General features: G+C 68.7%; 7 protein-coding genes. 4 read left to right on the top strand and 3 right to left on the bottom strand.

Going from position 1 to position 11,510, the window contains the following annotated elements; all coding sequences use genetic code 11:
- Positions 1-36: 36 nt before the first annotated feature.
- The 3 genes from AB0O15_RS41205 to AB0O15_RS41195 all read right to left on the bottom strand — a co-directional run bounded on the left by AB0O15_RS41205 (position 37) and on the right by AB0O15_RS41195 (position 5,816).
- Entirely contained in the window at positions 37-2,691 is a 2,655-nt protein-coding gene (locus AB0O15_RS41205) for a hypothetical protein (RefSeq protein ID WP_364331238.1), read from the bottom strand.
- A 224-nt stretch (positions 2,692-2,915) separates the two neighbouring features.
- Positions 2,916-4,613, bottom strand: a complete 1,698-nt coding sequence (locus AB0O15_RS41200) for an RICIN domain-containing protein (RefSeq protein ID WP_364331235.1) — start codon at positions 4,611-4,613, stop codon at positions 2,916-2,918.
- A gap of 324 nt (positions 4,614-4,937) precedes the next feature.
- Entirely contained in the window at positions 4,938-5,816 is an 879-nt protein-coding gene (locus tag AB0O15_RS41195; RefSeq protein WP_364331232.1) for a helix-turn-helix transcriptional regulator, read from the bottom strand.
- Positions 5,817-5,938: 122 nt separating this feature from the next.
- Between AB0O15_RS41195 and AB0O15_RS41190 the strand changes: the two genes are divergently transcribed.
- The 4 genes from AB0O15_RS41190 (at position 5,939) to AB0O15_RS41175 (ending at position 11,419) form a co-directional block, all read left to right on the top strand.
- On the top strand, positions 5,939-7,105 hold the full coding sequence (locus AB0O15_RS41190; protein ID WP_364331229.1) for an FAD-dependent monooxygenase: 1,167 nt from the start codon (positions 5,939-5,941) through the stop codon (positions 7,103-7,105).
- Positions 7,106-7,333: 228 nt separating this feature from the next.
- Positions 7,334-7,849 carry a SigE family RNA polymerase sigma factor gene (locus AB0O15_RS41185; RefSeq protein ID WP_364331227.1) on the top strand — a complete coding sequence of 172 codons (516 nt, stop codon included), beginning with the start codon at positions 7,334-7,336 and terminating at the stop codon, positions 7,847-7,849.
- Positions 7,846-8,520: a hypothetical protein gene (locus tag AB0O15_RS41180; RefSeq protein ID WP_364331224.1), complete on the top strand. Its 675-nt coding sequence runs from the start codon at positions 7,846-7,848 to the stop codon at positions 8,518-8,520. The genes AB0O15_RS41185 and AB0O15_RS41180 overlap by 4 nt, the downstream gene beginning before the upstream one ends.
- Before the next feature lie 31 nt (positions 8,521-8,551).
- Positions 8,552-11,419: a S8 family serine peptidase gene (locus AB0O15_RS41175; protein ID WP_364331221.1), complete on the top strand. Its 2,868-nt coding sequence runs from the start codon at positions 8,552-8,554 to the stop codon at positions 11,417-11,419.
- The last annotated feature ends 91 nt before the right edge of the window (positions 11,420-11,510 follow it).

Genomic DNA, 11,510 nt, shown 5'->3' with positions numbered 1-11,510 from the left:
CCGGTGTGGTCACGATGCCGGCTCGGGGGGAAACCCTCATCCGGCGCCGGCGGTCGCCTCCACGAAGCCCAGCGGTGGTCCGATGAGCCGGTCGATCGCGGCGCTGTCGTCGAGCGCCTGCGGCGCCGCCGATCGGCGCCGGTTCAGGGCCCGTTCCAGGCGGGTGAGCACGATCCGGTCGCCGTCGTCGAGGCCGGGTACGGGCGGCTCGCCGGGCAGAACCTCCCGCAGGAGGACCGCCGCGTCCGGGATGGCGGTCTCGGCGCCAGCTGGCGCCGCGCTCTCGCGTACCCCCAGCACCTTGAACCGTGTCCCGGCCAGGAAGACCGCCTCGTCCAGCTCCGGGTCGCCCAGCAATCCGGTCTGCCGCGCCGTCCGCGACCAGATCAGGTAGTCCACGTCGGCGCCCTCGATCGCCAGGCCACCGGCCCCGCTGACGACCCGGAAGGCGGGCTCCACCAGCATCGCCCCTTCCGGGTAGAGCTGACGCGCCGGTACGGTGAGCCGGCCCTGGCAGAGCATGGCCCGGCGGCTGGGCGGCAACCGGCGCAGTCCGGAGACCAGACATGACAGGTACCCGGGCAGGTCCGGTGACCGGCCGGCCCGTAGATCCGCGTTGAGCCGTGACGCGCTGGAGCCTGATCGTCCGAAGAAGAGCCGCACCGCGACGAGGTCCGTCTTCGCGGCCACCGACGCGTCCTGGCGAAGGGCGGGCCAGGCGGCGAGCGCGGCGTTCACCGTGGTGATCGAGTCGGTGTAGGCCGGACCCAGCCCGGCGACGAAGTCCCGGCGTTCGTCCGCGGTGCTGCCCCGCTCCGGGACCGGCTCACCGGTCGCGGGCCGGTAGGAGGTGACCGCGGATGAGCCGGCGACAGGGCCGGACGGCGGGTCCGGCGATCGATCGGCGGCCCGCCACCGCTCCGGCTCGTTGCCACCGAGGTCCGGCCCGGACACGGTGATGACCGGACGCATGGCGGTGGGCCGCGGTGTTTCCGGCCGCTCCTCACGGTTTCTCGCGGGCAACGCCGGTTGGTCCGGCTCCTCGACGGTCACGCCCGCAGGCAGTGCCGGCCAGGTGGCCGGACCAGTCGCGGCCAGCTCCGATTGCGCGGTCGCTTGCGCCCCCGTCGTCCGTGGAGTCTCTTCGGCGCGCCGGCGGCCGGATCCGAACAACGAGGTTGCGACCGACGCCGGGCGGGGAGCCGGGACCGACGCCACCGACGGAACGACTGCGGGATCGGCAAGAGCGCGAACGGCCGTCGGCGCGCGCGAGGCCAGCGGCTCGTCCGACCCGGCAGTCACCCGGACAGGCAGGGCCCCGGCCGAGTACGCCGTCTCGCCGGCGACCGCGGCATCCTGCCTGAACGCGGCGGCCACGGCCGCGGCCCGCTCTTCGTACGCCGCGACACCGTATGCCTCAACGCCGTATGCCTCGACACCGTGCCCGGACGGCGGGGGCGCGGCGTTCCTACCGGATGCCGGAGCTTCCTCGTCAACCCGGTTCGCCGCACTCGGGGCCACGTCGATCGGAACGGATGACCGTGCCGCGGCGGACACGCTGCCCGACGAGGGGTCCATCGCCTTGGCCAGCCGCGCCGCACCGTCCTGGTGTCCCACCACCAGAACGCCGGGATCACCGGCTCCCCCGGCCAGCACGCGGCACAAGACGTCGACCAGCCGTTCCGGGGCCGCGTCCTCGATGGTCAGGATGCCCTCCTCCGGCTCGACGAAGGCCGATCCGTCCGCCGGGCGCGCGACCGCCGAGCGCAGCATCACCCCGGCGGGAACCACTTCGGCCACCAGATCCGTCTCGGTCGCGTGCCGGTAGTGCCGGTCGCCCGTACGGACCCAGCCACCGCCGATCAGCGCGGGCCCTTCTCCCACAGGTCGGCGACCGGCTGGAAGCGGCGCGAACGGATCGACCACCGACGCGCGGGCCCGCACCGCGTTGAGTTCCGCCTCGAGCCGGTTCAGCCAGGCGGCGGTGGGCGGCGCGGACGAGGGATCGAGCAGCCGGGTCTCGATGTGCACCATGGTGCGTTCAGGGAGTCCGGTGAAGAGCCCGGCCACGTGGGCCGGGTCGACCGGGGGCGCTCCGACGTACCGCAGCACGAGCGTGGGGCCGGTGGAGTCCACCGGCACGTGGAAGGCCGGGTCCCCAGGGCTGGTCGGGGACGTGTTGGCAGCATGCAGCAGCATGCCGGCCGGGATGGGATCGGCGACGAGGCCGGGCAACGGGACCGGCCGGTCAGACAACGCCTGTTCCCAGAGCGGGACGGGGTGCCGTAGGGCGGCCACGGGCGCAGCGCCACCGGATCGGAACGACCGCCAGCCCGACCCGCCGGCCGCGGCGTAAAGAGTGCCGTCCGGAGTGGCGTGTACCGGCCCGTCCGGGACGAGCAGTTCGACTCCGCTGCGGGCGGCCAGCCGGAGCAACCAGGCGGCGTGTGCGCCGCGAGGGCGACCGACTCCGTTCGCGGCCAACCAGACCCGGTCGGTGCGCCAGGATCTGGCCGCGTGCTCGACCGCGCCCCGGAGCGCGGCGCCGCCTGCCCGGTCGCTCATCGCCCGCTTCGAAGCCATGATCAGCACGTTGTCGCCGGGAACGGCGGCATCGCGCAGAAGCTGCCACAGCAGCAGGGGCGAGTCGGCGGGGTGCGACATGACGGCGGCCGAGCCGTACCACCGCACGATGAGAGGATGCCCGGGCGGTTGTCGGCGACGGAGCAACCGCAGCAACGCCATAGGGCTTCGCTCTCCTTCCCTCGCCTGATCCAGCTTGCGTCGAGCCTGACACGGCACGTCCGCGACGCTCTGGCCGGCGGCAGCGAAAACGCCTGTCGGCGGGATATCCCCCGCCACCGGCCGCACGCCCGGGGACCGGTCATGTCCCCGGGCGCACCAGGTCCGAAAATCTAGATCTTGTCCCTCGTGACGAGCGCCCAGTCGTGGTCGTCGCCGGTCAGGCAGGGCACCATCTGCAGCTGGGTGTCGGGGCCGGCGGTGCCCGCGCCGGGGACCTCCAGGCACATGTTGGAGACCGTGTTGCGCAACCAGTAGTACTGCCGGCCGCCTGAGGCCACGGTCGGCTCCAGCCGGAAGTACTGGTTGTCGTTGTCAAAGCAGTTATTGACCACGAGAGGGGTAGCGTCCGGTGCCGGCCCGGTGCCGGGCGGATCGATGCAGAGGCCGTCGTCGATGTTGCGGATCCAGTAGAGCTGGTGGCCCTTGTCGTCGGTGGCCCGGGGCTGGAACTCCCACTCCTGGTTGTCATCGAAGTTCTTGAAGCACGTGGACTGGGTCAGCGGGTTCTCCGGCCGTCCCGCGCCCGATCCGGGCTGGTCGGCGCACAGCTTGGTGCGGAGGTTGGCGATGAAGTACGGGCCGAAGCCGGCCGAGCCGGGTGCGAGGGAGCCCTTGGTGGGCGGCTTGGCCTGCTTCAACTTGCTCTTCTTGGTCTTCGCCGGTCCGGCCGCCGCCTTCGCCGGCGAGGACGCGGATGGCTTGCCGCTGAGCTTCTTGGTCTCCGTCTTCGGCGCCGCCTTGGCCGTCGCCGTGAGCCGGGCGTCCTTCTCGTACTCGGCGACGTGTCTCATGACCCGGTCGGCTAGTTGCGGCACCACGGTTCGCGGCATGCCTCCTGCCTGCCGGACGACCTTGGTACCCCACTGGTAGGCGCCGAGCGCCAGCACGTACGGGTCGGCGTCGTCGACGAGCGCCAGTTCCCGGGTCAGCCCGCACATCGCGGCGCCCATCGACGCGATCGCGTCCTGCGGGTTCCAGACCGAGGCGTTCTTGCGGACGCGGTAGGTCTTCCACAGTTCGGGGGTGAACTGCGCGATTCCTTCCGCGCCGTTGCCCGACCGCAGCTCGGCGTCGAATCCCGACAGCGAGTTGAGCTGCGCGGCGACGCGCGCCGGCGTGACGGCCGGACATACCGCGCCGGCCGCCCGGACGGCCGGGACCAGCGCGTCGGGCACCGGCGTCGCGGCCGGCTCCGCCGACGGCACGGCGGCGGCGGCCTCGGCCATCGAGAATTCCGGTTGATCGGCGTACCAGCGTGCGTACGCGATCACGGTGTCCACGTGTTTCTCCTGCCTGGCGGGCACACCCTTGGCCTTCAGCACGGCGTCCACGGTCGACCGTTCGGCGGCCACCGCGGCGGGCCAGAGGTCGCTGGTCAGCCCACCGGCGCGTATCTGTCCGGCCAGTTTGCAGGTGCGGTGGGCGAGCGCGGCGATCACCTCGGCCGGCTCGGTGGCCTGCGCGTCCGGCGACGGCCGCCACTTGGACCAGGCGGCCGGGTCCATGGCGGCGAGATTGCCGTGCGGGCCGCCCTCGGAGAAGCCGGACGCCGCCATGATCTGAGCGGCGAGCCGCGGCGGGTTCAGGCTCGGGCAGGACAGGGCAGCCGCCACGATCGCCGGCACGACCTCTGCGGGCACCCGCTGACCGGCCTTCTTATCGTCGTCCGCGACGGCCGGCACCACCGTGAACGCGACGGCGCCGAAGGCGATCAGGATCAGGCAGGCGGCGACCACCTCGACGCGCGCCCGGGTCGAACTCAGCAGCCGTCGCCACCGGGCACGCCGGTCGTCAATTCTCTCAGTCATCGACTCACTCTTGATCTTGGTCGGAGACACTCCAGCACTAGAACGTGGAAACCGACACCGAGGTTCACGAGAATCGAAACGTGTTCAAAAGTGCTTGCAGATGGACGCTCACCTCGACGAACACGCCGCTGCAGGTGTGACCCGGCGCGTTTACACGGTGGCTACGCCGCCTACCGCGCCCGCCTCGACGCCGGCTTGGCCACCCTGGTCATCGCGATCCTCCGCCGAACCGGTCGAGCTGCACCGCCCGCATCGCTTCCATGCGGAAGATTGTTACGGCAGGTGTGAGCCGTAGCCGCGGACTCGCGATCCGGAGATGGCAACTCAGGTCGCGGTGGAATCCGAGTTTGTTCCGGGGCTGGCGGAATGCGATGCCGCTGGGTGCATCGTTGCCAGAATGTGGTCGGTTCTGCTGCCGGGGTCGGCCCGGAACAGCACCAGCCTCTGGCTCCGTACCCGGCCCGGCAGTACGGCGCAGCTCAGCTCGAGCCTGGCGCGTGGGTGAAGGACGAGCTTCGGGCCCGGCCGCAGCAGGCCGACCTCATGACGCTCCCACAGTTCATTGAAGGACTCGCTGGCCGCCCGGAGCCGGCGGATGAACTGGACCGAGGCCTGGTCCCCGGCGCGCATACCGATGGCCAGGCGCAGGTCTGCCACATAGGCCTGGCTGGTCTGCTCCTGTTCCTCGAGCCGGGCGACGGAGTCGCGCCAGGCCCGATCGACGAACCATCGCCAGATGATGTTCTGATCAATGCCGATCTGGTCGGCGAACCGATCGTAGACCTCCGCGCTGAGGGCATTCTGGGCCAGCACGACCCCGAGATCATCGGTGATCAGGCCGAGTGTCGTGGGCCCGAGCGAATCGAGCGCGGTGAGCAGACTCGGATCCGCTGTCAGGAACTGAGCGGGCGGTTGCGGAGGCGGGACTTGCCCGGCCAGGGTGTAGAGGTGGCCGGTCTCGTCGTTGTTCAGGCGAAGCGCGCGGGCGAGAGCCCCGAGCACTGACGCGGACGGCTGGGGGCTGCGGGCTTGCTCCAGCCGTTCGTAGTAATTGGCTGACATCGTGGCCAGCGAAGCGACTTCCTCGCGGCGCAACCCGGCGGTGCGGCGCCGACGTCCAGCCGGCAGACCGACGTCCGCGGGCATGAGTGCCTCCCGGCGCCGACGCAGGAAGTCACCGAGCGCCGGTCGGTTCATCGTCATGATCTCGCAGGATATACCCGGGCCTCAGGCCGCCGCCGGGCCACGTGGGCTCGACGTCGGAGCGCCGTGGCCCGGACCGACAGTCCGTGGATGAGACTCAACGGCCTTGCCATGCTCGGCGAATGCCGAAACGAGTGTTGATTTCAGGTGCCAGTGTGGCCGGGCCGGCGCTGGCCTACTGGCTGGGGCGCGCCGGATGCGAGACAACGGTGGTGGAGGCCGCCGCCGCACTGCGCCGCGGTGGTTACGCCGTCGATTTCCGAGGACCGACACACCTCGAGGTACTCCGGCGGATGGGCGTCCTGGAGGCCATTCGCGACAATCAGACGGGCGGCCGGACGACTCGTTTCGTACGCCAGTCCGGCGAGACCATTCTGACCATGCCACCGGAATTCACGGGCGGCGACCTGGAGATTCCCCGTTCCACACTGTCCCGATTGCTCCACGAACGAAGCCGGAACAATGTGGAATATATTTTCGGCGATAAGATAACGGCCATGACGCAGGACGCTGACGGCGTCGACGTGACATTTCTGCACGCCGCATCCCGACGATTCGACCTGGTGATCGGTGCGGACGGGATGCATTCCGGAGTAAGGGGGATCGCCTTCGGGCCGGACGACGACTACGTCACCGGATTGGGATATCAGATTGCCGGTTGGGATGTTCCGACAGTGGAAGATCTGCGCGGTGAGACGCTGGTCCTCAATGCTCCCGGCACCCTGATCAGCGTCTTCCCCCATGCCGGGAATCCGTCACGCACGAATGTGCTGTGCCTGTACGCCGAGCAGACCGCGCCGCCAAACCTCGATGCCCGGGTGCGTCAGCTCGGCCAGCGGTTCGCCGGTCATGGCTGGATGGTGCCGTCGCTACTGGCGGACCTGCCTCTGGCGACAGACCTCTACTGCGACACCATCGCCCGCGTGGACGTACCCACCTGGTGGAACAAGCGGGTGGCATTGCTGGGTGACGCAGCCTGCGGAGCGACTCTGACGGGCATGGGCACAGGAACCGCTGTCGTGGGCGCGTACATTCTGGCCCACGAAATTCTGAACGCCGGAAGCGACTACGAGAGCGCATTCCTGAGATACGAACAACTCCTGCGCCCGTACGCCCAGCGCGGCCAGGCCGGCGCTCGCAGCGCCGTGAAAATGCTCGTACCCATGAGCCGGACGGCGATCTGGCTACGGAACCAGTTTCTTTCGACCGCCATGGGGCGCAGACTCGCCCTCAGTGAAAACAGCAAGGAAGCCGAGAAGCTGCAGCTGACCGACTACCAGACGACCTGAACAGCCGAACTGACTCATCCTTGACCGTACGTCTTCCGCACAGGCTCACCTCTAAATAGCACAAGGGACGGTCAGAGGTGAATGCCGCCGCTGACTTGCTGCTGATGGGCGGCGTCGAGTGACCCCCTTCGGTCACCCGGCCTCGCGTCGGGCCACAGCTCCAAACGCCGACCGCAAAATGATCGTCTCCGAGGTAAGCGGATCAGGCGGCTCAAACGTAAGAAGGACATGGCAGAACAACCGATGGAGTTCGCGGCCTTCTACCGCGACGCGAAGGACGGCTGCCTGCGGGCCGTCTTCGCCAGCACCGGAAACCGGCAGCTGGCGGAGGACCTGGTGTCGGAGGCGTTCGCGAAGGCCTTCTCATCCTGGCCGAAGGTGGCCCGACATCCTTCACCTCGGGCCTGGGTTGTCCGAACGGCTCTGAACACTCACATCTCGTGGTGGCGGCGCCGGCGTCGAGAGGTTCCGTGGACCGCTCACCTCGAGTCGGTGCAGGTCGGTACCGAGACCGGCGCTGAGGACAGCTGGGCCGACGCCACGGTGATGAATGCCCTCAGGGAACTGCCGGACCGGCAGCGACAGGTCGTCGCGCTGCGGATCTTCCTCGATCTGGACACCGAGACGACCGCCCGAACTCTCGGCATCGCGCCCGGGACGGTAACCGCACACCTCGCCCGGGCAACAGACGCCCTTCGTAACCGCCTTGCTCCTTCGATCAACCAGGAGACGACGTACCGATGAACAACACCGATGAGCTGTTCGGCCACCTGCGTAAGTCCTTCGATCAGGTCCACCTGGAAGAGTCCGCCGATCGGATCGTGGCGCGGGGGCAGTCGTTGCGCCGGCGGCGAGCCGGCGTCCGCGTGGCCATGACCGCCCTGGGCGCGGCCGCGGTCACCGCCGCCCTTGCGGTGTCGCTGCCGCAGGAGGCCACGCACCGTCCCGAGGCCGCTCCTGGCCAAAGCGCATCGAGCAGTTCCCAAACTCACGTGCACCTCGCCGCGTGGTCCGTGGATTCCGGTCCGCTGGACACGGTCACGCTCACGCTCCGTACGGCAAGCGACCCCGCGAGGTTGACCAAGGTATTGGCCGACGCCGGGGTGCCCGCCAAGGTGGAGTTCTTCGAGCCCGGCCAGCAGGCCGACTGCATCGGCGCCGAGGCCAGCCTTCCCCAGCTTGCCCAGGTCGTCGATTACCAGCCGAAGCGCACACCGTCCGGCGCCACGGTCATGACCATCAAGCGCGATGCGATGCCTTCGGGATCCGTTCTGCACTTCGCGATCTTCAAGAGCGTCATGGACGGTATGAATGCCAGCGCCTCGACGGTATGGCTGCTCCACGGCGATGCCAACGCGTGTGTGCTGACAACGACTCCGAAGGGCGGCCCGACGCCTGCCCCTCGGTCGTCCTGACCCCCGTCGGAGCGGCCGGAAGGAAACACACATGCGCCGACGAAGAATACCCGCCATCGTGCTAGGTGTCGTCACCATCGCCACGGTCCCCGTCGCCTACGCACAATCGGTCGAGCCCTCGGCTGCCGGAAGTCTGCCGAGCGTGCCGGTCTCAGGCCATAGTGTCACGTTGCTCACCGGTGATCAGATCACCGTCGTCAACGGTCACACGACCGCGATCCAGCCCGGAGCGGGCCGCGACAGCATGCGGTTCGTCAGCCGGCAGGACGGGGACGCCCAATACGTCATCCCCTCCGATGCGTTGCCGCTGGTGCAGGCCGGTTCGCTGGATGAACGACTGTTCGATGTGAATACCCTCATCAGGTTCGGCTACGACGACCGGACGGCGGCGCTTCCACTGCTGGTCGCATACCCCGGGTCTGCGGCCCGGGCTCGCTCCGCGGCCGCTGTCCCAGGTGCACGGATCGTCCGCGATCTGCCGGCAACCGACATGCTCGCCGTTCAGACGGACCGCTCAACGCGAGCCCAGCTCTGGCAGTCGCTGACCGGCGGAACACCGTCGCATCGCACCCTTCGGCCGGGGGTGAAAAAGGTCTGGCTGGACGGCAAACGCGCGATCGACCTCGACACCAGTGTGCCGCAGATCGGCGCTCCCGCGGCATGGCGGGCCGGCCTTGACGGCACCGGTGTGACTGTTGCCGTGCTCGACAGTGGTGTCGACGCGACCCACCCAGACCTGACGGGGAAGATCACACTGGCGGAAAACTTCACCGATGCCCCCGACGCCGACGACGAGGTGGGCCACGGCACCCACGTCGCTTCCATCATCGCCGGAACCGGTGCGGCGTCCGAGGGCAGATATCGGGGTGTCGCTCCGGGCGCGAAGCTGTTGAACGGCAAGGTTTGCCGGGCAGACGGCTGCCCGGACTCCGCCATTCTGGCCGGCATGGCCTGGGCGGCGCAGCGCGCACCAGTGGTCAACATGAGCCTCGGTGGCAGCGACTCGCCCGGAACTGATCCGCTCGAGGCCGCGGTCGAGGAACTGACGCAGCGGTTCGGTGCGCTGTTCGTCATTGCCGCCGGCAACGGAGGCGACGACGACGAACCCGTCGATTCGCCCGGCAGCGCAGACGCGGCGCTCACCGTGGGAGCCGTCGACCGCAAGGATCAGCTCGCTCACTTCTCCAGCCGCGGACCGCGTATCGGCGACGGGGCCATCAAACCCGACATCACTGCGCCCGGCGTCAACATCATGGCCGCCAAGGCCGCGCACGACGACAGCGACGCTTCCGCGCCGGTCGAGAAGTACGCCACCCACTCGGGAACCTCGATGGCGACACCGCACGTCGCCGGCGCCGCGGCAATCCTCACCCAGCAGCACCCCAACTGGTCGCCGCATCAGCTCAAGACGCTGCTCATGGGGGCATCGCATCCCACTGAGGGCCTCAGCGTGTTCGGTCAGGGCTCAGGCCGGGTGGACCTGGCACGAGCCATCACCCAGTCCGTTGCCACCAACCAGACCGCGGTCACTTTCGACCGGCAGACGTGGCCGCACGACGACGACAAAGCAGTCACCCGGACGGTGACCTACCGCAATGACGGCACCACGCCGGTCACGCTCACGCTTGGTGTGACCGCAACCGGCCCGGGTGGTGCACCCGCCCCGTCCGGGGTCTTCACCCTGTCCCACCACACGGTGACCCTTGCGGCCGGCGAAACCAGCGACACCACGCTGACCGCCGACACCAGCATCAACGGTCCAGACGGTGTGTACTACGGATTCCTCACTGCTACCGCACCCGGCGGCATCCGGGTCGAAACACCCTTCGCAGTCGATCGCGAAGGTGAGGTCTATGACGTCACGCTGGTGCATACCGCCCGCGACGGCACCTCACCCAGCGGCTACCGTTACACCAGGCTGGTCGGGCTCAACGGCGCCGGCTCTTTCAATGTCTTCGGCGAGCCCGGGCAGTCCACGACGACGCTGCGTGTGCCGAAAGGCCAGTACGGCGTGATCTCGAGTATCAGCGGTGATGACAACTCCGACGATCCCGCAGATGCCAACACGACGACGCTGGTGCAGCCGAGACTCGTCGTCGACGGTCCCACCACCGTGCGCCTGGATGCCCGACTCGGCAAACCAGTGTCCATCGATGGGCCGGAAGACGACGCGACACTGTCGCAGTCCTGGGTCAAGGCGGAATGGACGCGAGCGGGAAGCACCGTTTTCAGTCTCACCGCCCAAATGGGTCCGACCGGATCCGATTTCGTGGCCCAGATCGGCTCCGAGGCACCGTATGACGGCTTCCACAGTGTGATCACCGCGCAGTTCGCCCAGCCCGGGGACGGCTCGTTCCGGAACAGTCCCTCCATGTACGACACCGCATACTCCAGAGCCGGCCGATTTTTCGACGGCTTTACCAAGCGAGTGCGCAATTCTGAACTGGCAACGATCCAGGAGACGTATGCGACTGAGGCGCCCGGCGCACAGGGCGACAAAACCACCGTCGCTGTCGTTCACGGCATCTCCGTGCTCACGCTGCGCAGGTATTTCGATCTGCCATTCCGGCGTACCGCATACGTCAACACCGACGGCGGGGCGCTGTGGACCTCCACGTTCACCCAGCGGATCAGAGAATCGCTTACCGACATCAGCGTCTCCGCCCAGGCGCCTACTCGACTACGGCACGGCATCCCCTATCACGAGCAGTGGAACACAGCGGTATTCGCACCCACCGTGCTCGGTCCCTCCGTCGGCCGGGACTACGTGGCCCGCACACGGGACACGATCGGGATTGACCTGCCGGCATTTGGCGAAGGATCGGGCCATCCCGGTGATTCGACCGTCGACTCGAGCCGGATCGCGCTTTACTCCGGCGACACGCTGATCGGCGAGTGACTGGATAGGTCGTCGGGCGGTTCGGGTGTCTAGTGTGGAGGCTGGTAGGTTGACCGGCTGTGTCCGCTCAGCCGCCGCCGTCGTATGACGA

The sequence above is a fragment of the Actinoplanes sp. NPDC089786 genome (genome assembly GCF_040684855.1).
Taxonomy (GTDB): Bacteria; Actinomycetota; Actinomycetes; order Mycobacteriales; family Micromonosporaceae; genus Actinoplanes.
Note: the sequence above shows the minus strand (reverse complement) of the source record. Positions and strands in the feature narration are given on the sequence as shown.

What these genes read in the sequence shown, in the direction of transcription:
- AB0O15_RS41200 (WP_364331235.1), bottom strand. Translation starts at nt 4,613, where the DNA reads ATGACTGAGAGAATTGACGACCGGCGTGCCCGGTGGCGACGGCTGCTG.
- AB0O15_RS41195 (WP_364331232.1), bottom strand. Translation starts at nt 5,816, where the DNA reads ATGACGATGAACCGACCGGCGCTCGGTGACTTCCTGCGTCGGCGCCGG.
- AB0O15_RS41190 (WP_364331229.1), top strand. Translation starts at nt 5,939, where the DNA reads ATGCCGAAACGAGTGTTGATTTCAGGTGCCAGTGTGGCCGGGCCGGCG.
- AB0O15_RS41185 (WP_364331227.1), top strand. Translation starts at nt 7,334, where the DNA reads ATGGCAGAACAACCGATGGAGTTCGCGGCCTTCTACCGCGACGCGAAG.
- AB0O15_RS41180 (WP_364331224.1), top strand. Translation starts at nt 7,846, where the DNA reads ATGAACAACACCGATGAGCTGTTCGGCCACCTGCGTAAGTCCTTCGAT.
- AB0O15_RS41175 (WP_364331221.1), top strand. Translation starts at nt 8,552, where the DNA reads ATGCGCCGACGAAGAATACCCGCCATCGTGCTAGGTGTCGTCACCATC.